The organism is Xanthomonas melonis, from assembly GCF_020783655.1.
GTDB lineage: Bacteria > Pseudomonadota > Gammaproteobacteria > Xanthomonadales > Xanthomonadaceae > Xanthomonas > Xanthomonas melonis.
Window position 1 is genome coordinate 96888 of record NZ_JAJGQH010000008.1, and the last position, 20302, is coordinate 117189.

General features: G+C 66.9%; 21 protein-coding genes, 1 tRNA gene and 1 pseudogene. 7 read left to right on the forward strand and 16 right to left on the reverse strand.

Going from position 1 to position 20302, the window contains the following annotated elements; genetic code table 11:
• Positions 1 to 106: 106 nt before the first annotated feature.
• Genes LL964_RS09605 through LL964_RS09630 form a run of 6 tightly spaced genes read left to right on the forward strand, consistent with a single transcriptional unit; the run spans position 107 to position 5916 of the window.
• On the forward strand, positions 107 to 1138 hold the full coding sequence (locus LL964_RS09605) for a 3-oxoacyl-[acyl-carrier-protein] synthase III C-terminal domain-containing protein (protein ID WP_167395332.1): 1032 nt from the start codon (positions 107 to 109) through the stop codon (positions 1136 to 1138).
• Positions 1138 to 1986: an MBL fold metallo-hydrolase gene (locus tag LL964_RS09610; protein WP_104587553.1), complete on the forward strand. Its 849-nt coding sequence runs from the start codon at positions 1138 to 1140 to the stop codon at positions 1984 to 1986. The genes LL964_RS09605 and LL964_RS09610 overlap by 1 nt, the downstream gene beginning before the upstream one ends.
• On the forward strand, positions 1983 to 2942 hold the full coding sequence (locus tag LL964_RS09615) for an NAD-dependent epimerase/dehydratase family protein (protein ID WP_104587552.1): 960 nt from the start codon (positions 1983 to 1985) through the stop codon (positions 2940 to 2942). The genes LL964_RS09610 and LL964_RS09615 overlap by 4 nt, the downstream gene beginning before the upstream one ends.
• Positions 2933 to 4084 carry a glycosyltransferase gene (locus LL964_RS09620; RefSeq protein ID WP_104587551.1) on the forward strand — a complete coding sequence of 384 codons (1152 nt, stop codon included), beginning with the start codon at positions 2933 to 2935 and terminating at the stop codon, positions 4082 to 4084. The genes LL964_RS09615 and LL964_RS09620 overlap by 10 nt, the downstream gene beginning before the upstream one ends.
• Positions 4062 to 4673 (forward strand): hypothetical protein, encoded by a 612-nt coding sequence (locus LL964_RS09625; RefSeq protein ID WP_104587550.1) that lies wholly within the window; start codon positions 4062 to 4064, stop codon positions 4671 to 4673. Before LL964_RS09620 ends, LL964_RS09625 begins: the two co-directional genes overlap by 23 nt.
• Complete coding sequence (locus LL964_RS09630; protein WP_104587549.1) at positions 4663 to 5916, forward strand: glycosyltransferase; 1254 nt, start codon at positions 4663 to 4665, stop codon at positions 5914 to 5916. Before LL964_RS09625 ends, LL964_RS09630 begins: the two co-directional genes overlap by 11 nt.
• 330 nt (positions 5917 to 6246) lie before the next feature.
• Here the strand turns inward: LL964_RS09630 and dxs are convergent, their stop codons facing one another.
• The 5 genes from dxs to LL964_RS09655 form a co-directional block, all read right to left on the reverse strand.
• On the reverse strand, positions 6247 to 8163 hold the full coding sequence (dxs, locus tag LL964_RS09635) for a 1-deoxy-D-xylulose-5-phosphate synthase (RefSeq protein WP_104587645.1): 1917 nt from the start codon (positions 8161 to 8163) through the stop codon (positions 6247 to 6249).
• A 348-nt stretch (positions 8164 to 8511) separates the two neighbouring features.
• The gene (locus tag LL964_RS09640; RefSeq protein WP_104587548.1) at positions 8512 to 9168 is read right to left on the reverse strand and encodes an HNH endonuclease; all 657 of its coding nucleotides are present in this window, start codon (positions 9166 to 9168) and stop codon (positions 8512 to 8514) included.
• Positions 9169 to 9381: 213 nt separating this feature from the next.
• A complete protein-coding gene (locus LL964_RS09645) occupies positions 9382 to 11175 on the reverse strand; it encodes an acyl-CoA dehydrogenase C-terminal domain-containing protein (protein ID WP_104587547.1) in 1794 nt (597 codons plus the stop codon).
• A 37-nt stretch (positions 11176 to 11212) separates the two neighbouring features.
• Positions 11213 to 11689, reverse strand: a complete 477-nt coding sequence (locus tag LL964_RS09650; RefSeq protein ID WP_104587546.1) for an LEA/WHy family protein — start codon at positions 11687 to 11689, stop codon at positions 11213 to 11215.
• An 88-nt stretch (positions 11690 to 11777) separates the two neighbouring features.
• Positions 11778 to 12314, reverse strand: coding sequence for a lipocalin family protein (locus tag LL964_RS09655; protein ID WP_104587545.1), 537 nt, complete (start codon positions 12312 to 12314; stop codon positions 11778 to 11780).
• A gap of 178 nt (positions 12315 to 12492) precedes the next feature.
• Between LL964_RS09655 and LL964_RS09660 the strand changes: the two genes are divergently transcribed.
• Positions 12493 to 12568 (forward strand) — tRNA-Phe (locus LL964_RS09660).
• Between the two features lie 142 nt (positions 12569 to 12710).
• Here the strand turns inward: LL964_RS09660 and LL964_RS20150 are convergent.
• From LL964_RS20150 to LL964_RS09705, 11 genes and pseudogenes are all read right to left on the reverse strand, one after another.
• Positions 12711 to 13358: pseudogene (locus LL964_RS20150) on the reverse strand (tyrosine-type recombinase/integrase); the annotation flags it as partial.
• A gap of 176 nt (positions 13359 to 13534) precedes the next feature.
• A complete protein-coding gene (locus tag LL964_RS20155; protein WP_104587544.1) occupies positions 13535 to 13888 on the reverse strand; it encodes a helix-turn-helix domain-containing protein in 354 nt (117 codons plus the stop codon).
• On the reverse strand, positions 13881 to 14054 hold the full coding sequence (locus LL964_RS09665) for a hypothetical protein (RefSeq protein WP_167395330.1): 174 nt from the start codon (positions 14052 to 14054) through the stop codon (positions 13881 to 13883). Before LL964_RS09665 ends, LL964_RS20155 begins: the two co-directional genes overlap by 8 nt.
• A complete protein-coding gene (locus tag LL964_RS09670) occupies positions 14051 to 14704 on the reverse strand; it encodes an ASCH domain-containing protein (protein WP_104587543.1) in 654 nt (217 codons plus the stop codon). The genes LL964_RS09665 and LL964_RS09670 overlap by 4 nt, the downstream gene beginning before the upstream one ends.
• Positions 14697 to 15053, reverse strand: coding sequence for a hypothetical protein (locus LL964_RS09675; RefSeq protein WP_104587542.1), 357 nt, complete (start codon positions 15051 to 15053; stop codon positions 14697 to 14699). Before LL964_RS09675 ends, LL964_RS09670 begins: the two co-directional genes overlap by 8 nt.
• Positions 15046 to 16422: an RNA-directed DNA polymerase gene (locus LL964_RS09680; RefSeq protein WP_104587541.1), complete on the reverse strand. Its 1377-nt coding sequence runs from the start codon at positions 16420 to 16422 to the stop codon at positions 15046 to 15048. The genes LL964_RS09675 and LL964_RS09680 overlap by 8 nt, the downstream gene beginning before the upstream one ends.
• A complete protein-coding gene (locus LL964_RS09685; RefSeq protein ID WP_104587540.1) occupies positions 16419 to 16862 on the reverse strand; it encodes a four helix bundle protein in 444 nt (147 codons plus the stop codon). Before LL964_RS09685 ends, LL964_RS09680 begins: the two co-directional genes overlap by 4 nt.
• 21 nt (positions 16863 to 16883) lie before the next feature.
• Complete coding sequence (locus LL964_RS09690; RefSeq protein ID WP_104587644.1) at positions 16884 to 17309, reverse strand: Lcl C-terminal domain-containing protein; 426 nt, start codon at positions 17307 to 17309, stop codon at positions 16884 to 16886.
• Positions 17310 to 17342: 33 nt separating this feature from the next.
• Positions 17343 to 17888 (reverse strand): Lcl C-terminal domain-containing protein, encoded by a 546-nt coding sequence (locus LL964_RS09695; RefSeq protein ID WP_104587539.1) that lies wholly within the window; start codon positions 17886 to 17888, stop codon positions 17343 to 17345.
• On the reverse strand, positions 17885 to 18172 hold the full coding sequence (locus tag LL964_RS09700; protein WP_104587538.1) for a hypothetical protein: 288 nt from the start codon (positions 18170 to 18172) through the stop codon (positions 17885 to 17887). Before LL964_RS09700 ends, LL964_RS09695 begins: the two co-directional genes overlap by 4 nt.
• A complete protein-coding gene (locus LL964_RS09705; protein WP_104587537.1) occupies positions 18169 to 20274 on the reverse strand; it encodes a DNA cytosine methyltransferase in 2106 nt (701 codons plus the stop codon). The genes LL964_RS09700 and LL964_RS09705 overlap by 4 nt, the downstream gene beginning before the upstream one ends.
• Positions 20275 to 20302: the final 28 nt, after the last annotated feature.

Below are 20302 nucleotides of genomic sequence, written 5' to 3' on the forward strand. Positions count from 1 at the left end.
AAGGTGCTGGCGGTGCACCCGGACGGCGCTGTGGCGCGGTGCGGGGCGCATGCGCAGGACGGTGGAGCGCGGGCCGACCGGTTAGGACGGTGGTTGCAGTCACGGTATGCTGCGCGCCTTGTCGAATGGGAACGCCGTGTTGAACGCACTGCCGCTGCGCATCCTGGGCACCGGACGTCATGTCCCGGCGCGGGAAGTCACCTCGCATCAACTGGACGCGCGTTGGCAATTGCCGGCCGGAACCACTGCCAGCCGTGTGGGCGTGTTCACCCGTCACTATGTGGGGGAGGGCGAAACCGCGTCGTCGATGGGGGCCGCTGCAGCGCACCAGGCGCTGGCGAACGCCGGGCTCGAAGGCAGCCAGATCGATTGCCTGATCTCCGCTTGCGCCGTGATGGAACAACCGATTCCCTGTCAGGCGGTGTTGATCCAGCGTGCGCTGGGGCTGGGCGATTCCGGCATCCCCGCATTCGATGTCAATGCCACCTGCCTGAGCTTCCTGGTCGCATTGGAGATGGCCGCCGATGCGCTGGCGCTGGGCCGCTATCGGCGTGTACTCATCGTCTCCAGCGAAGTGGCATCGGCCGGTCTGGACGATGCCGTACCGGCCACCGCCGGATTGTTCGGCGATGGCGCTGCGGCTGTGGTGGTAGGGCGCAGCGCCGCCGATGAGACGTCGGCACTGTTGTGCAGTCGCCTCGCCAGCTACGGCAGCGGCGCAGACCTGTGCCGCATCGATGGCGGTGGCACCCGTGCGCCGCATGCCGATGCAAGCACGCCCCGGGCGTCGCGCGTGTTCCAGATGGACGGCCGCGGCGCCTATCGCTTCGCGGCACGGCACCTGCCGGCGTTCTGGACGCAGCTGCTGGACGAGGCGGGGATCGCGCCGACCGCGCTGCGCTGGCTGGTGCCGCATCAGGCCTCCGGGAGCGGACTGGATCATGTCGTGCAGACGCTCGGGCTGCCTGCCGACCAGGTGGTGCGCATTCTGCAGGGCACCGGCAACCAGGTAGCCGTTTCGCTGCCGCACGCCCTGCATCATGCGGTGGTCGATCGGCAGCTGCAGCGTGGCGAGCTGATCGCGTTGCTCGGCACCGGCGCCGGCCTGGCCATCGGCGGCATGGTCTTGCGCTACTGATGATGCCGCGGGTTTCCCTCGAACTGCTGCGGGTGGGCCATTGCCGGCATTGCGAACGCATGGTGCGCGCGGATGGACATTGGCATGCGGTCGAGTTCCCGGCCTTGAGCGTGCTGATCCGGCATCCGCAGCGCGGCGCACTGCTCTACGACACCGGATATGCGGCGCATTTCTTTCGCGCCACCGAGCCGTGGCCGGAGCGTCTGTACCGCTGGGCCACGCCGGTGACGCTGCCAACGCAGCAGACCCTGGAGGCGCAACTGGCGCGCCGTGGCGTGCAGCTGGACGAGATTGCCTGGTGCCTGATCTCGCACTTCCATGCCGACCATATCGGCGGCCTGCGCGACGTGCCGAATGCACGTTTCATCTGCCTGCGTGCGGATTACCAGCAGATGCGCAGCTGCTCGCGCCTGGGCGGCCTGCGCCGCGCCTTGCTGCCACAGCTGTTGCCGGAGGATTTCGATCGGCGCCTGCAGTTCGCCGAGCTGGCACCGCAGCGCGCATTGACCGGCGCCTGGCAGGGGCTGGGCGCTGCCTACGATCTGTTCGAGGATGGCAGCGTGCTCGCCGTCCCGTTGCCAGGCCATGTGCCTGGCCAGATGGGGCTATGGCTGCGCGACCAGCACGATCGCGAGGTGCTGCTGTGCGCCGATGCCGTGTGGTCGTCGGCCACCTGGCAGACCTTGCAATGGCCTGCCTGGCCCACCCGTTTGCTGATGCACGATTGGTCGGCGTTCCAGCGTACCGTGCGCCAGTTGCATCAGCTGTCGCAGGCGCACCCGGAGGTGGCGATCCTGCCCTCACACTGCCAGCCCAGTCTGGACCGTTATCAACCGGAGTGGCGATGAGCCTGCGGATTCTCGTGACCGGCGCATCCGGCTTCGTCGGCGGTGCCTTCCTGCGCCGTTTTCACGCGACGCCTGGCGTGGAAATCCACGGCATCGGGCGCCGCGCCAGCGACTTGCCCAACTATCACCGCATCGATCTTAGCCAGCCATTTGCGTTGGATTGGCGACCGGATGTGGTGATCCATGCCGCTGCGCTGGCCTCGCCGTGGGGAACGCGCGCGCAGTTCCATCGACACAATGTGCAGGCCACCGCCAATGTCGTCGATTTCTGCATGCGGCATGGTTGCCCGCGTTTGCTGTACGTCTCGTCCAGCTCGGTGTTCTACCGCGAGCAGCACCAGTACGACCTTGACGAGGACAGTCCGATCGGCCCGGCGTTCGTCAATACCTACGCGCACACCAAGTATCTGGGCGAAACCCTGCTCGATGCGTATCCGGGCCAGGCCGCGATACTGCGTCCGCGTGCGGTGTTCGGACCGGGCGACACGGTGCTGTTCCCGCGCGTGATTGCCGCGGCCCGCAAGGGCGCGCTGCCGCGTTTCGTCGGCCAGACCGAGCCGGTGATGGGCGATCTGATCTATATCGATACGCTGTGCGATTACCTGTACCGCGCCGCCACCGCGCCACGGCTGCAGCGGTCCTATAACCTGACCAATGCGCAGCCGGTGGATTTGCAGCAGCTGTTGCTGGACGTGCTGGCGCGCCTGCATCTGCCATTGCCGCAACGCGAGCTGCGCATCGGCACCGCGTTGCGCATGGCCAGCGTGGTGGAGGGTGCGTACCGGCTACTGCGGCTGCGCGGCGAGCCGCCGATCACGCGCTTCGGGGTGGGCGCCTTCGCTTACTCCAAGACTTTCAACCCGCAGCGCACGCTGGCCGATCTGGGAACGCCTAGTGTCGGCCTGGAGGAGGGGTTGGACGCATTCGTCCGCTGGCAGGCGGCGCAATGGGCTTAGTGTCGGCGGTGGCGGCGCTGTATCTGCTGTTGCTCCTGACCAAGGCGGCGGCTGCGCTATGGGTGATGCGTGGCGCGCGCGCGATGCCGGCGCAGTCCGGGTGGGGCGAGCAGGCGCAGGTGGCCATCCTGCAGCCGATTCTTGGCGGCGATGCGCACCTGCAGCAGGTACTCGCCGCCAACCTGCAGGCGCTGCCGCAGGCACACTTTTTCTGGCTGCTGGATGCCGACGATCGCGCCGGCAACGCGGTGGCAGACGCATTGGTGACGATGCATCCGCAACTGCGCATCAGCCGCATGCAGGTACCCGCCGCGCCCCCACAGCTCAACCCGAAGGCATGGAAGCTGGAGTATGCGCTTGCACGGGTGCAGGCGCCGATCAGCCTGATCCTGGACGACGATGCGCAGCTGGACGCACCCGCGTTGGCGCAGTTGCTGCGCGACCTGCAGCACGCCGATCTGGTGACGGCGCTGCCGTACTACCGCGACGGCGATCGCTTTGCCGCACGGCTCCTGGCGCAATTCGTCAACAACAACGCTGCGCTCACCTATCTGGGCTGGTTGCCGTTCGCCGCGCCGCTGACCATCAACGGCATGTGCTACGCCGCGCGCACCGAGTGTTTGCGCGCCTGGGGCGGTTTTGCCGGGGTGTTGGAGCAGCTCACCGACGATCTGGCGGTGGCCGAGCTGGTGCGCGAGCGCGGCGGCCGCATCCGGCAATCCGTCGCGCCGGTGGCGATGCGGACCGCCTTGCCGGACCTGCCCAGCTACGTACGGCAGATGCATCGATGGATGCTGTTCGCGGTGCTCCTGCTGCGCCGTCAACGCGGCGGTGCCGCCGCTGCCATCTCGGTGCTGCAAGGGCTGCCGCCGCTGCTGCTGGTGAGCGTGTTGCTTGGCATCTGCGTGCAGCCCAGCGGCTGGTCCATCGCATGCGGGCTGGCGACCTTGCTGCTGCGCGCGCTGTTGCTGTGCCTGGTGCAATGGCGCGCCAGCGGCGCGGCGCGTCACCGCCCGCTGCTGTCGGTGCTGGCCGAATGCCTGCAGCCGCTGCACCTGCTGCACGCGGCCTGCGTGCGCAGCATCGCCTGGCGCACCCGGCGTTACCGCGTGTTGGCCGATGGGCGCTTCCGTGCGCAGTGACGCGCCTGCGTTGCAGATCGCCTTCCTCACCGGGCAGAGCGATCCGGCGAGCTGCGCGTTGAGCGCGCAGCAACACGATTTCCTGCATCGGCTGCAGGGCGATGGCCGGCTGCTGGTCGCGTGCAATTACCCGTACCGTGCCGGCATGGCGTCGCACCGTCGCATTCCGCTGTGGCGCGCCAGCGTCTCCAACGCGCGCCAGTACCTGGCCGCGCGCGCCGCGCGCATGCCGCAGGACGATCGCCTGCGGGTGCAGGCAATGCTGGCGCAGGCGCCGATGACCGTGCTGCTGGCCGGTAGCTGCGGACTGCAGCTGCTCACCGCGCTGCAGCTGCCGCAGGATCTGCGTGCGCGTCTGGCGGTGTTCGCGTTCGGTCCGGTCTGCCATGCGCCGGCCACCTTCGCGCAGTTGTACAGCGTGCAGGGGCGTGGCGACTGGATATCGCGCGCGTTGTTTCGCGGGCCGGTGCAGTTGGCACCGGCCTGCGGGCATATGGATTACCTGCGCAACGCGGCGGTGCTGTCCGCCTGCCAGGCCTTCGTCGCCGACATCGAGCAGACGCTGCGGGGCAGGGCGCATGCGCATTGACCTGATCGCCCCGCCGTACAGCGGGCACCTGCATCCGATCCTGGCCATCGCCCGCCAGCTTGCGCCACATCATGAGGTGCATGTGATCAGCACGCCGGCGGCGCAGACGCGGATCCGGGACTGCGGGCTGCGCGGCGCGGAGCTGCTGGATGCGCAAGCCGACCGGATCTTGCTGGACATCGCCAATCCGCCGCACGCGGTGGGACACAACCCCTTGCGTCTGCGTCGGCAACTGCACAACGCGCTGGGGTTGATGGCACAGGTAGGAGATGCGCTGCAGAGGCGTTGGCGTGTGCAACGGCCGGATCTGGTGATCGCCGACTTCACCCTGCCCAGCGCCGGCCTGGCCGCGCAGGCGATGGGCATCGCGTGGTGGACCAGCATGCCATCACCCTGCGTGATCGAAACCGCAGACGGCCCGCCGGCCTACTTCGGCGGCCTGCTACCGGCTGCCACCGCACGCCAGCGGGTCGGGCATGCGCTCGCGCGACGGCTCACGCGCGGCTTCAAGCGCAGCCTGCATGTCTGCTATCGGCGGCAGATGCGCGCCTGCGGATTGCCGGCGCTGTACCGCAGCGATGGCAGCGAAGCGGTGTATTCGCCGCACTGCATCCTGGCCTTGGGGCTGCCGTCGTTCGAGTTCGCACGGCGTTGGCCCGCCGTGCTGCGCTTTGTCGGGCCGCAGTTGTGCACGCCCCCGTCGGCGGTGGAGGCGCCGCCGTTCGTCGCCGGACGGCGGCATGTGCTGGTGACATTGGGGACGCACCTGCAATGGGTCAAACAGCGTATGGATGCGGTACTGCGCGCGTTGGCGCCGCAGTTTCCCGATACCGTGTTCCACTTCAGCGATGGCGACACCGCCGCACCGCAACGGCCGGCGGACGGCAACTATCGACGGTTGCCATACGTGGATTACGCGCAGCATCTGCATCGCTACGCGCTGGTGGTCCACCACGGCGGGGCGGGCATCCTGTATGCCTGCCTGGATGCGGGGCTGCCGGCGATCGTGTATCCACTGGACTACGACCAGTTCGATCACGCGGCGCGACTGCAGGTCGCCGACGCGGCCTGGTGGCTGCGGGACCTGGACGGACTGCCGGCGCTCCTGCACGAGGCGTTGGCGTCTACCGCGCCGGGCCCGGGCGTACGCCGCCTGCAGTCGGAATTGCATGCATTGCAGGCCAGTGCGCGTGTCACGGCGTTGGTGGAGGCGTTTGAACACACTGGCGCGCTACCAGCGTAGATGTTCGGCGTGCGATGCGGCGGGTTGAAGCGGCCATCGTTTGCGGTGCCAGCATGCTGCGGTGATTGCGGAAACCAGCTGACAGGACCGCTACGCCGCTGCCGGGCGATGCCCGGAATCGGCAGAAGCCGTTCGTATGCTCCGCGTCCATACCCGGCGATGGCGCGTTCGTTCTGCTGGCCGCTGTCGGGCTCCAGGCGCGCGGCGCCTGGTTCAACGCGTCAATCAGGATGCGCCGTCGGATCAGTCGTCGAAAACCCCTGCACGCAGCGTGGATGCCGGTTTCCCTGCTGCCGCCAATGATCGGTTGGCGGCAGGGGCGGCCCAGGCTCAGCCCGCTGCGGCGTTCAAGGGCGGCGCGCTGTCGGCCATCAACTGCGGCCACCGCTTGAGCACGGCGGCGCGGATGCCGGCCTGGTCGATACCGGCTTCGGCCAGCAGGTCTTCGCGGCTGGCGTGGTGCTGGAAGCTGTCCGGCAGGCCCAGGTGCAGCATCGGCATCAGCACGCCCTCGGCATTGAGCAGTTCGGACACGCCCGAGCCCGCGCCGCCGGCCACCACGTTGTCTTCGATGGTGACGAAGCCGTCGTGGGTGCTGGCGAGCTCCAGCAGCATCGCCTTGTCCAACGGTTTGACGAAGCGCATGTTGACCACGGTCAGGCCGAGTTCGCGGCCCACCGCTTCGGCCGCGTCCACGGTCGCGCCGAAGCCGAGCAGGGCCACGCGCGTGCCGCTATGGCGCAGCTGCGCCTTGCCAATCGGCAGGGTGGTCAGCGAGGCATCCAGTGCCACGCCCGGCCCGGTGCCGCGCGGGTAGCGCACCGCGGCCGGGCCTTCGTACTGCACGCCGGTGCTGAGCATCTGGCGGCATTCGGCTTCGTCGGCCGGCGCCATCACCACCATGTGCGGCACGCAGCGCAGGAAGCTCAGGTCGAGATTGCCGGCATGGGTGGCGCCATCCGGGCCGACCACGCCGCCGCGGTCGATCGCGAACAGCACATCCAGCTTCTGTACCGCCACGTCGTGCACCAGCTGGTCGTAGCCGCGTTGCAGGAAGGTGGAATAGATCGCCACGACGGGTTTCGCGCCCTGGGTCGCCATGCCGGCCGCCAGCGTCACCGCATGCTGTTCGGCGATCGCCACGTCGAAGTAGCGCTGCGGATACTCCTTGCTGAAGCGCACCAGGCCCGAGCCCTCGCGCATCGCCGGCGTGATCACCAGCAGGCCCGGTTCGGCGGCCGCCATGTCGCAGACCCAGTCGCTGAACACATCGGTGTAGGTCGGCTTCCTGGCGCCGGCCTTGGCCACCAGGCCCTTGCTCGGATCGAAGGGGCCGACCGCGTGGTAGCCGATCTGGTCGCCTTCGGCCAGCTCGTAGCCCTTGCCCTTGGTGGTGACGACGTGCAGCAGCTGCGGGCCCTTGAGCGTCTTCAGGGTCTTGAGCGCGCTGACCAGACCGGGCAGGTCGTGGCCATCGATCGGACCGGTGTAGTGGAAGCCCATCTCTTCGAACAGCGTGGACGGCACGAACATGCCCTTCCAGTGTTCTTCCCAGCGCCGCACGAAGCGCGCCGTCGGGTTGTTCTTCTTGTCGCCGAGGATCTTCTTGCCGCCCTCGCGGATGGCGTTGAGGGTGCGGCTGCCGCTGGCACGGCCCAGCATCTTGGTCAGCCCGCCCACTGCTTCGGAGATCGACATGCGGTTGTCGTTGAGGATCACCAGCAGATTGGGCTCCGGATCCATGCCGCCGGCATGGTTGAGCGCCTCGTAGACCATGCCGGCGGTCATCGCGCCATCGCCGATCACCGCCACCACCTTGCGCTCGTCGCCAGTGCGCTGGGCGGCGATCGCCATGCCGAGCGCGGCCGAGATCGAGGTCGACGAATGGCCGACGCCGAAGGTGTCGTAGATGCTCTCCTCGCGCTTGGGGAACGGCGCCACGCCGTCCTTCTGCTTGACTGTATGGATCTGGTCGCGCCGGCCGGTGAGGATCTTGTGCGGGTAGGTCTGATGCCCGACGTCCCACACCAGCTGATCGACCGGGGTCTGATACAGGTAGTGCAGGGCCACGGTGAGTTCGATCACGCCCAGCCCGGCCGCGAAGTGCCCGCCGCTCTTGCCCACCGATTCGATGAGGTAGGCGCGCAGCTCGTCGGCGATCGCCGCAAGTTCGGCCTCGTCGAAGCGGCGCAGGTCGTCGGGGGTCTGGATGCGCGACAGGCGCGGATAGCGGGTGGAGTCGATCATCATCGTGTCAATCTGCTGAAACCACATTGTCCTCCCCATGCGAAGGCCCGGCAAGCAAACCGGTTCGGTTGTCGGCGTGCGGTGATGGCGGCGCGGGCCGTCATTGCTGGGTTGCGCCACGATCGCCCACGCCTGCGGCAATCTGCCGCACCCCCTGGTCGTTGGGTATCGGGGTGGCCGGGTGCGCGTATCGGCACTGTTCGCGCCGATCTGCCATGCACATCGGCGAGCGGCCCGGTGGTCGGATCGCGCAGTGGGCACCGTGGTGCCGCAGCCGCTTTGGGCGGCTGCCGGAATCGATCAGGCGGAGCGATGCGGCGGGTTTTGACGGCCGGTTCGGGCGCGCGCCTACAGCGAGAGTTTGGAGCGTTTGGGCAACTGCGCGCGCAGGAAGGCCATCTGATCGGACAGGATGTTGCGGTTGGACAGGATCAGGTGCTCGATCCAGCTTGGCCGGTACGGCACCGCCAGCAACGGCATGTGCGCCTGCTGCGGGGTGCGGTTGGCCTTGCGCGAATTGCACTGGAAGCAGGCGGTGACCACGTTTTCCCAGCTGTCGCGCCCGCCCTTGGAGACCGGCATGACATGGTCGCGGGTCAGATGCGGGCGGCTGAAATGCTGGCCGCAATACATGCACAATTGCGCGTCGCGCGCGAACAGGGCGGTGTTGCTCAAGGTCGGGGTGGGGTCCAGCGCGCGCGAACGCGCATGGCCGCGGGCGGCGATGATGGGGTGCAGGTCCAGCGTGCTGCGTTCGCCGGTCAGCCGCGAAATGCCACCGTGGATCTGCATGCAGGGCTCGCCCAGCGTCCAGGACACCGCATCGCGCGCATAGAGACAGGCCGCATCCTGCCAGTTGATCCAGTCCAGCACGCGGCCATGCGCATCGAGCGAAAGCAGACGCAGGGAAGGAGGTTGCCGGATCGCAGCGACAGCGTTGCCCGCGACCGGAGCAGGGCTGCCTCCGGGGACGATCACATCACCTGCGTGCGTGTCTGTCTCCATCGGGAAGACAGCTTATACCCGATCGTTGACAGTTTGTGTATCGCTGCGAAGGGCGTCGGCGCGGTCTGGCTATTGGGGATTAGCGCAGACCGACCAAGCGGCGATGCCGGGCGCCACTGTGGGGTCACTTCTCGGCCGCGACGTCTTGCCGATCGGTATGGCGTCGTCGCGGCCAGGTCCGCTCCTGCCGCGGCGGCGGCCGCGAGACGCGATTCAGCCTTCGCCGAACAGCTCTGCTTCCAGCGTCATCAGCGGGGCGGCGCCGCTGCGGATCGTGGCCGCGTGGGTCAGGGTGCGCGGCAGGATGCGGGCGAAATAGAAGCGGGCGGTCTCGCGCTTGCTGCGCTTGAAGTCGTCGCCGTGCGCGGAGGCATCGGCCGCTGCCACGCTACGTGCCCACCAATAGGCCAGCACCACATAGCCGGAATAGAACAGGTAGTCGTAACTTGCCGCGCCCAGCTCGTCGGGGTTGCGTGCGGCGCGGTCGAGCACGTCGCGGGTCAGCATGGCCCACTCGCTGGCCTTGTCGCGCAACGGTTTGATGAACTCGGCCAGCGCGGCATTGCCTTCCTGTGCCTTGGCGAAGGTGTCCAGCTCGGCCAGGAACAGCTTCAGCCCGGCAGCCTGGCTGGCAGCGGTCTTGCGGCCAATCAGGTCCAGCGCCTGGATGCCGGTGGTGCCTTCGTAGATGGTGGTGATGCGGGCATCGCGCGCCAGTTGCTCCATGCCGTATTCGCGGATATAGCCGTGGCCGCCGAAACACTGCAGTGCGTGGTAGGTGTTCTCGATCGACCACTCGGTCTGGCAGGCCTTGGAGATGGGGGTGAGGAAGCTCACCAGCGTTTCTGCGTCGGCACGTTCCTGCTCGCTGGCGCCGCGGTGGGCCACGTCGACCAGGCTGGCCGCGTGCAGTGCCAGCAGGCGGCTGCCTTCGGTCAAGGCCTTGATGGTCAGCAGCATGCGCCGCACATCCGGGTGCACGATGATCGGGTCGGCCGGCTTGTCGGGCGCCTTGGCGCCGCTGAGTGCACGCGACTGCAGGCGCTCGCGGGTATAGCGCAGCGCATTCTGGTAGGCGCGCTCGGACAGGCCGATCCCCTGCAGTCCCACGCTCAGGCGGGCCGTGTTCATCATCGTGAACATGGCCTGCAGCCCCTTGTGCGGCTGACCGACCAGGTAGCCCTGGGCACCCTCGAAATTCATCACGCAGGTCACCGATCCCTTGATGCCCATCTTGTGCTCGATCGAACCGCAATGCAGCGCATTGCGCTCGCCCACCACGCCGTCGCGGCCCACCTTGAACTTGGGGGTGACGAACAGCGAGATGCCCTTGGCGCCGGCGGGGGCGTCGGGCAACTTGGCCAACACCAGATGCACGATGTTGTCGGTGAGGTCGTGCTCGCCGGCGGTGATGAAGATCTTGGTGCCGGTGATGGCGTAGCTGCCGTCCGCGTTGGGCTCGGCGCGGGTCTTGAGCAGGCCGAGGTCGGTGCCGCAGTGCGGCTCGGTCAGGCACATGGTGCCGGTCCAGCGGCCATCGATCAGCGGCTTGAGGAACACCTGCTGTTGCCAGGCCTCGCCATGCTGGCGCAGCGCCTCGGTGGCGCCGTGCGAGAGCAGCGGGAAATTGCCCCAGGCCAGGTTGGCCGAGTTGATCATTTCGTTCAGTGGCACGCCCAGCAGATGCGGCATGCCCTGGCCACCGAACTCCGGCTCTGCGGTCAGCCCGTTCCAGCCGCCTTCGACGAACTGATCGTAGGCGGCGCGGAAGCCTGGCGGCGTGGTCACCGCATGGCTGCCCTTGTCGAACGCGCAGCCGATCTCGTCGCCGACGCTGTTCAGCGGTGCCAGCACCTGGCTGGTGAAACGGCCGGCCTCCTCGAGCACGGCATCGATGATGTCGGCGCTGGCTTCGGTATAGCCGAGCCGGGCGAACAGGGCGTCGGCGCCCAGGACATCGTGCAGGGCGAAGCGGAACTCGGTCAGCGGGGCGGTGTAGCTGCTCATGCGAAATCCTTCGAAGATTGGGGGGAGGGCGTGCGCGTCAGCGCAGCACGCCGTCGAGGCCGGGGGCCGGGCTGAGCGTGTTGCGCGACTGCACCGCGAACTCGCGTTGTTTCTTGTCCTGCGGGCTGGCCCATACCGTGCCCTTGAGGGTGTACGGCAGCGAGCGGCCGCCGGCGAGCACGTCGGCGACGGTGATCCGGCCCAGCGAGGTGGGTTGCACGCTGACCGTCACCACATCGGCGGTCTCCGGACCGATCGAGATGCCCACCGTCTGGTCGAGCTTGCCGGCCAATTGATCGCCTGCAGAGATGTCCAGCGCCACGCGTTCGAACTGCATCGGGATGCTGCTGTAGTTCTGCAGGCGCAGGTCGAGCGACCAGGAGCCGTCGGCGCGCACGGTGAGCTGCTGGATGCTGGCGGCCGGCTCGGACACGCGGCGGACCGCGCCGCCGCAGGCGCTCAGCAGCAGGCCGCAGGCCAGCGACACGATCAGGAGACGAGAGACACGACGCATGCGGCGGAATCCTTGGCGGATGAGACGGTGCCAAGAATACTACGCAGTATGGGCATCGCCGCGCGGCCGCCGGGCGGGCCGTGGAGAGTCAGCGCAGCGGTGCGGCCACGATCAGTGGTGACAGGTCGTAGCCCATCTGCGCGGCCTGCGCCTTGAGCTGCTCGAACCGGGCGCGTTCCATCTGCGGCGAACGCGACAGGATCCACAGGTAGTTGCGATCCGGCTCGCCGACCACCGCCCATTGATATTCCGGGTCGAGGGCGATCACCCAGTAATCGGCCCACACCAGCGGTAACCAGCTCAGCCACTCGGGAGCGAAACGGACCTGCAACTGGCCGGGATGGCCTTCGACCGGACGCGCCACTCCGTCGGCCTGGGCCAGCGTGCCGTCGGCGGTGCGGCAGCCATTGCGGACCCCGATCAGCCCATCGTCGCGCAGCGTGTAGCTGGCGGTGATGTCGCTGCGGCACTTCTTCTGGAACGACACCGGCAGGTGCGCGATTTCATGCCACTGCCCGGCATAGCGCGAGATCTCCAGCTGCGTCACCGCGCGCACCGGCTGCTGCGCAAACGCCGCCGATGGCAACAGGACAAGGCACGACAACAGCAGGCGAGGCAGGCGCATGGCGATCTCCGGTGGACGCGCGCAGGCTAGGCCATGGACCCTGCCACGCGGCGTGAACCGGTCCCAGGAATCGGGGCGGAAGGCGGGCGCACAACAAACTTCGTCACAACGCTTGCCCAAAGTGCGGCTGCTCGCTATGATGCGCGTCCTCGCAACGCAGGCAGCATGTTGCGACAGTGGCCGAGTAGCTCAGTTGGTAGAGCAGGGGATTGAAAATCCCCGTGTCGGCGGTTCGATTCCGTCCTCGGCCACCATTTCTAAGTATTGCAGCGCAGGCGTTTCGCCCCTTCTGTGCGCTGTTGACCCCAAAGCCTTCCCGTTGATTTGATCCGATTTTGCACCAGTTGCCAAAGTCGGTAAACGTGCTGCGTCGATCGCCAGGTGTTCCGGTGACAGGTGAGCGTAGCGCAAGACCGATTGGTAAGAGCGCCATCCGCCCAGCTCCATGAGCGACCGCAGCGAAGTGCCGGCCATCACGTGCCAGCTGGCCCATGTGTGCCGCAGATCGTGCCAACGCAATGGCGCGATGCGTGCACGACGCTGTGCTGCCTTGAAACCGTGGTTGTTGCCGCGGTCGTATGGCTCACCTTCATCGTTCGGAAACACCCAGCGCGGGTGCTTGCCCTTCTGGGTGGCCAGCACGGCCATTGCTTGATCGTTGAGTGGCGAGCCGATCGCGCGCTTGGCCTTGACCTGGGTGCCGGCCACCCAAGCCACCTTGCGGCGCAGATCGATCCGGCTCCATTCCAGGCGCAAGACATTTTGCTCGCGCCAGCCAGTGGCCAGTGCAAATAGGTAGGGCGCCCGAAGATGCTCGGCCAATTCGCCGTGCAGCCGCTCGGCCTCTTTGACGGTAAGCCACCGGTAGTCTTCTTTCGGTTTGCCGTTCTCCTGCAGACGCATCGCGGGAACATGGTCGAGCCATCCCCAGCTGTGCGCCGCGCGCAGGATGGAACGCACCAGTGCAAGCATCTTCTCCGCGGTGCAACGGGAGGTTGTGCGCTCGTCCTTGCGGCCAGCGCGCTTGACGCGCGGCTCGGCCATGCGGAGGACCAACAGCTTTGCAAGCAGATCCGAGTCGATCTCCCCCAGCTTCTTCTCACGCAGATGGGAGTCGAGCCAGCGCAGGTTATGTAGGTCCTTGCCGAGGCTTCGCTTGGCCTGCTTGTCGGCCAGCCAGCGTGGCACGGCTTCCACCCACCTGCGCTGCGGTTTCTCGCCTAGGCGGCTCGTGCGGTACGTCTCCGCGTGGAGCTTTGAAGCCCACTCGGTTGCGAGCGTCCGGTCGGCAGTCCCAGTGCTTCGAAATACGCGCTGTCCGCTTGGGTCGGTGTAGCGGACGTGCCAGATGCCTTTTTTGCCGCGCTGAGTGAGGGTGTAGGGACTTCTTGCCATGGTTCACCAGAGAGATATGCATCGAGTGCTGCTTTATGAAACCGCCACCTGCCGCCAAGTTTGCGTCCAGGCGGGTGTTTGCGTGCTTTCATCATTGCCCGCAGGGTGACTGGGTGCAGCTGCAAATAGTCGGCTGCCTGGGGCAGGGTCATTACTTCGGTCGTCTCGGACTCACCCATGTGCCGTCTCCATGTTCTCGACCTTCGCCAAGCCGTCGAGGTAGTAGTTCAATCGCCGCTGATCGCCGGGGTACTGCTCGGCGCACCTCTCTGCGGCCTGGCGCCAGTCATCGGCAGTGGGTTTCGGCTTGATGCCGAGCGGGATCTGGGTGTCGGCCGACTTCATTGTTCGATCCTCCGGAAGCTGATGACCCACACCCAGGGGTTGGCGTCCCAGTTGCCGCCGGTGCTGGTCCAGATGTCGCGGAAGTCGTCGCGGTAGGTGCGGTTGCGCGTGTAGTCCACGTTGTCGCCGGCGCCCTCGCGCTGTGCATCGGCCTCGCTGATCGCCTGCAGCCGCTCGACGCGCACGTCGGTGATCTCCAGCACCAGGCGGCAGGCCGAGCGCGGCATGTGGATGCTGGGGCGCCACGGGCGGCCATCAGCGGCTATCCAGCTATCGGCATCAGCCGCATAGATCACGGTCCCAGCCGCAGCGACTAGGGTATCCCAGGTGTGCGGCAAGTCTTCGCGTGTCAGCCCGAAGTCTGCCGGGTGAGCTTCGACCATGAAAGTCTCCCGCACCCACAGCCGGTCGCCGGGCTGGCCGAAGGGGCAGGGCAGCACATGATCGGTGTCCGGCCCAGCGGCCAGCGCCCACCAGCGTGCATCCTCGTCCTCTGCGCCCCAGTTGGCGGGATCGTTGAGGTCGTCTCCGGAACCGCCGATGAAGTCGAAGCCCGGCGGCATCTTCACCGCGCGCCGGGTCTGCGTCTTCGCGCCGGACAGGATGGCGCGCACCATGGCGCCGTTGAACAGGATGGGGCGTTCACGCATGGGCTGGCCCTCGGCTTTTAAGCCACTGTCCGAAGGTCATGTTCGAGTCCTCATCCAGGAATGCCTGATAACGGCGCTGCCCGGGGGACAACTTCGGCGCAGGCTCGACCCGCGCAGCTTCGGCGGCGAGCCCGGCTGCCGTGACGATGAAGATGTCATCGCCACCAGACAGCGCATTGCCGCTGCGGTGCTGCATCAGTCCCAGGTCAACCAGTTGCATGCACGTCGGATGGTCGGTGCTTCCTTCGCCGGTGACGAAGTGGTTTCGGTAGCTCGGGTTGCGTCCGTCTTCGCCGGTGCCCAGCGAGTGGCGCAGCACGTCTAACTCTTTCTGCGTCAAATCACGCATGGCTTTGTTCCTTGTGTGGTGATGCGAAATTGATGGATAGCCGCCGGCCTTCTTGGCGGGCGCTGAATCGGCGCGGCCGAGTGGCCGCCGGTAGCCAGGCGAAGCGCTGCACAAGCCGCTGCCGGAGCCGATAGCTATTGGCGTGACGCAGGTGGCCGTCGTAGCTGGCCAGCCGCGCGCGGATGTCGCGCAGTTCCTGCGGAGTTGCTTTGATCGTGCTGCCCTGGACGTGCTTGCCTTCCCATTCCGCTATGGCTGCCCGCACGTGGCCGACCACGCGCTGCCGAGCGAGCGTGTGCGTTGGGTGGATCACGTAGCCCAGGAAGTCCAGGCCGTCGGTTAGGCGGCGCATGCGGATATCGGATTTCAACCGCAGGCGAAGCGTCTGGTGCAGAAAGTCTTCGATCTGGGTCTGCCAGGTCTGGAGTTGTGCGCGGTCTTGGTGGAACAGAACGAAGTCGTCGACGTACCGTAGATACCGCTTGGCCTTCAGGGTGCGCTTGACGAACTGATCCAGCGCGTCGAGATAGACGTTCGCGAAGAACTGCGACGAAAGGTTGCCAATGGGTAAGCCATGCCCGACCGGAGCATTCTCCAGTCGCTTGTGCATCGGCACCTGCGCCCGCTCTGCGTCGGTAGCGCGGTACTGCACGCCAGCATGCAGCGGCGAGCGGCGCAGCAGGGCGTGCGTTGTCTGCATGACCTGGCGATCGGCTCCAGCACGCTCCAGTCGCTTGCGTAGCATTGCCCACAGCGTCGGCCGGTGGATGCTGTTGAAGAAGTTGGCGATGTCCAACTGCAGATACCAGCCGCCACCCTGGCCGCTATCCACCTGACGGGTGAAGTCTTGCGCGCGCCGCACAGCGGCGTGGCCACCGCGCCCGGTGCGATTGGCGTAGCTGTCATGGATAAAGCTTGGCTCGTAGATCGCTTCCAGCTGCGGCACGAGCCAGTGATGCACCACGCGGTCGGCAAAGTCAGGCGCGTGGATCTCGCGCGCCTTCGGCCGTGTGGCAATGAAGCACGTGGATGGACGCGGCGACCATTCGCCGGCTGTAATCTGCCGCTGCAACTGCAGCAGTTTGCACATCCATTCCGAATCGAAGCGCAGCTGGTTGTGGCTGGGCACTTTCTGCCGGCGTGCACGACGCCAGGCTTGATACAGATCCTGCAGCTGGACTCCATTCCCCTGAAACTCACCGGCGCGGCGAACCGCCAACGCGAACCCGTTGTTGTTGCGGTGGTTGTTGTTGACGTTGCCGTTGTTGAAATTGACGTACCACGCGGACGCCGGAGACCAGGCGGCCGCATCCCCATACACTTGCGACCAGGTCGCGCAGCCCGGGTGTGGGTGGCGAGACTTCGTCATGAATTGGCCCCCGCAGAGGCGGCGTGGGTACTCAGTTTCTGGTCACGCTGCGCGAAGCCCTCGCGGGCGGGCGCATTCTGGACCTTGGGGGTTTGTTGCTGGCGATGCCACCCACCAGCTTGTGCGCCTAGCTGTTCCGCAAGACGCGCCAGCACTTCAAACTGCCGGAAGCTGCTGCATGCATTGAGCAGCTTGGCAGTCTGCAGGTACTGCTTGAGCTCATCGATATCCCACACCAACTGCCGGACCCACTTGGCTTGGTTCTCACGGTCACGCCACGCACGATTCGCGTTGCGGTAGACGGCCATTGCCTGCTTGCGCAAATCGGTGCCGATTGCATAACGGTGGTAACGCACAAAGCGGCGCACGCACTGCTCAATCTCAACGAGGAGACGCTCGCAGGCTTTGATGATCGGCGGCGGTTGGAAGCGGGAAGTCATTATCTAAGCCCAAAAATCAAATTACTGACCGGCGCGGCGAACCGCCAACGCGAACCCGAGGCTGCTGCGGTGGAGGTCGTTGACGAGGCCGCCGCCGAAATCGACGTACCACGCGGACGCCGGAGACCAGGCGGCCGGGGTCTTGCTCCAGTACCAATCGTTCTGGATGTCACGAAAGAAGTCGGTATCGATGGCGGGCAAGTAGCGTGTGCGGTCCACCAGCAGCTGCAGCTCTTCGATATTGGGCAGATCCCAGTCACTCTGGCCGGCGAGAGTCAGCCCCTTGCAGGCAGCCTCACAATCGGCGTGAGGGACGTTGCTATCTACGATGCTGGTAGCCGTGAACGTGAGCCCATGAGCGGGAAGAAAGACGGCCACCCAATCGGCGGCATCGGCAGGAAGTTGCGCGCCATCGGCGCCGATCTTGATGTACTTGGCTTGCGACATTTTGGTGCTCCTGTTGATGTTCAAAAAGGCCAACTACTGACCGGCGCGGCGAACCGCCAACGCGAACCCGTAGCTGCTGCGGTGGAGGCCGTTGACGCCGCCGCCGTAGAAATAGACGCACCACGCGGACGCCGGAGACCAGGCGGCCGGGGTGCTTGTCCAGTGCCAGCGGGGCTTCACGCGTGGGAATGCATCGGTATCGATGGCTGGTTCGTGCTGGCAGTCATCCACGAGGCCGGATAGTTCGGTGCGTGTGGGCAAGCGCCAATCGGAGAAGCCGAGCAGCCGCAATTCGCTGCATCGCGTCTTGCACGCGTCCTGATTGATGCCCGTGTCGGCATCTTCTTGGTCGCCGAGCGACTCCACGGACCACATCAGTCCGGTGGTGTTGTCGATCACGGCAACGTGGTCGGTGCGGCTGTCGCCAGCCGTAACGCGTGTGCCATCGGCAAGTACTTTGGTGTAGCGCAGGACAGTGGATGTGTGAGGCACCTCGAAGGTTTCGAGGGTGGCCAGTTGCGGTTGCCGCGAGCGGACGATGATCTCCACGTCGGTGGTCTGGATGGTGATGAAACTCATGCGGTGGTGACTCCTTCGGTGACGGCATTGAGGGCGGCGAAGTGCCGGGGTAACTCGGTGAGGTCTGGGCGCTGGCCGTTGCGCCAGTCGGCCTGGTAGCGGCGGCCGGCCTGCTCGCGGAGCTGTTCGATCTCGCGGGCTTCGGGCGATTGGGTGGTGCGGCGCAGCTGCCGGGCGTTCTCGTAACGGTGGAGGCGCGCCGCGGCGGTGATGTCCGGGGCCATGGCGGCGAGGTCGTGCTGCACGATGGCGTCCAGGCCGTGGCCGAGGAGGGCGATGGTCATGCGGCCACCGGCAGCGGCAGCGGTTTCGTGTCGAGGTTCGCCCGCGCCAGCGCCACCAGCGGCGGCGGACTGACCGAGTTGCCGCACATGCGCACCGCCGCGCTGGTGCTGATGGCGCGGCCGTCGGCGGTGTGGGTGATCCGGTAGGTTGCGGGGAAGCCCTGCGCGCGGAACAGCTCGTGCGGCTTGAGCATGCGCAGGCCGATATCGACGATGACGTAGGGCATGCCCTGGATCACCACGGTGACCAGCGCCAGCCGGTCCTTGGTGGTGACCGTGTCCAGCGGGTCGCGCGGGTCCACGGCGATGCCGCTGCCGTAGTACTTCACAAGGAACGCGGCCACCTGCAGCGCGCCGGCCTGCTGCTCGGGGCTCAGCGTGCACTCGATCATGCCGTGGTGCACGGTGCTTGCGCAGACGGTGCCCAGGGGCTCATCGGCTGCCTGTCCGTGGGTGTTCTTGCGCATCGTCACCACGTGCGCGGTGGCGAGCTGCTGCTGGCTGCCGGTGGCGGTGATGGTGCTCATCGGCTCGCGCGCATCGCGGCCGCCGCCTTCATAGAAGCCGCCGTTCGCCTGCTCAAGAAATGCGGTCATCAGGCCTTGGCCGCCGCTCGCGACGATGGTGCCGATCGGACCCTGGATATCGTTGACGCCATGGCTGAAGCGACCGCCGGGCTTCTTGCCCTCGCCATGGCCCATCTGCACCAAGCACGGAGCGGCGATCGCGTGCTTTACGCCGCCTGCGACAATGGTGCCGAGAGGCTGCTGCAGGTCCAGTGCGCGTGGCGCCTGTCCTTCGCGCTCGCCATAGCCGGTCTGCACCAGCGTCGGCGCGATCAGGCCTAGCGCGTGCGCCGCACCTGCAGGGCGTTTGGCACCGCCGCCGGCCGTGATAGTCGGCAACGGCTCGGTGACCGCCCGCCCGTCGCTGTCCCCACGGAACTTTGCCAGCACCGGCGCGACCGCCGAGAAGTGTCCACCCTTCACCCCGGCGCAGATCGTGCGCAGCGGCTCGTCGGCGCGCATGGTGCGCTGATTGCTGGCATTCGAGTGCTCGGTGATGAAAGGCGCCAGCCCAGGCGCAACCAGCATCAGCTCGCCGCGGTGCGCTGCGGTGATCGTCGGCAGCGGCGCCTGCACGTCGTTGACGCGGTCCGAGCCCTGGTGCGTGGCCGGCACGATGAAAGGATCCGCCGACTGCAGCACGTGGCGCATCACGCCCTTGGCGATGCGGCGCAGCGTGGCGTCAGCGAGCGGCCGCTTCCGGGTGAAGATGGACGGGCAGGGCAGGGAGAAGTCCAGACAGTCAGCGGCGCGCACGCGCGGCTGCTGGCCGGGCGCGGTGCCGTGCGTTGGCGCTGGCCACACGATCGGCTCGCCATCGCGGCGCGCGATCAGGAACAGCCGCTCGCGGCTGGTGCCGGCGCCGTAATCGCTGGCGGTCAGCTTGCGCCACTCCACCCGGTAGCCCTTCGACTCCAGCGCCGCGACGAACTGGCGCCAGGTGCGGCCGCTGTGGCGCTTGTCCGGCACCAGCTGCTGATTCGATACCGGCACTCGCTCGCCGCGCGCCGCAACGGTGCCGTCCATCTTCAGCACGCGGCCGGTCGCCTTGCAGCGCTTGGCTACCAGCGGACCCCAGGTCAGGATCTGCCACACGTTTTCCAGCGATAGGATGCGCGGCGCGGTGTTCGTGCCGTCTCGCAAGTCCGCGCGCAGCAGCTGGCCGATCCACTTCAGCGCGACCCATGAGAGCGCCCGCGTTTTGTGGCTGCGCGGCTGGCCGCCCTTGGCCTGGCTGAAGTGCGTGCAGTCCGGCGAGGCATGGAACCAGCCGATCGGGCGGCCGGCCACGTCCTTGCGCGGATCCGCATGCCAGATGTCTTCGCGGTGGTGGATCGTCAGCGGGTGGTTGGCCGCATGCATGCCGATCGCCCACTGGTCGTGGTTGTAGGCCAGCGCCGGGTCCACGCCCAGCGCCTGCTTCAGCGCCTCGCTGGCGCCGCCGCCGCCGGCGAACAGATCGACCACGATCTCGCCGGGGCGCAGGCACGAGACCTGCGGAACGGGGAAGTTGAAGGAGTGCGAGCCGTCAGCCATGGGTGCGTGCGTCCTTTGTGGTGGTGTT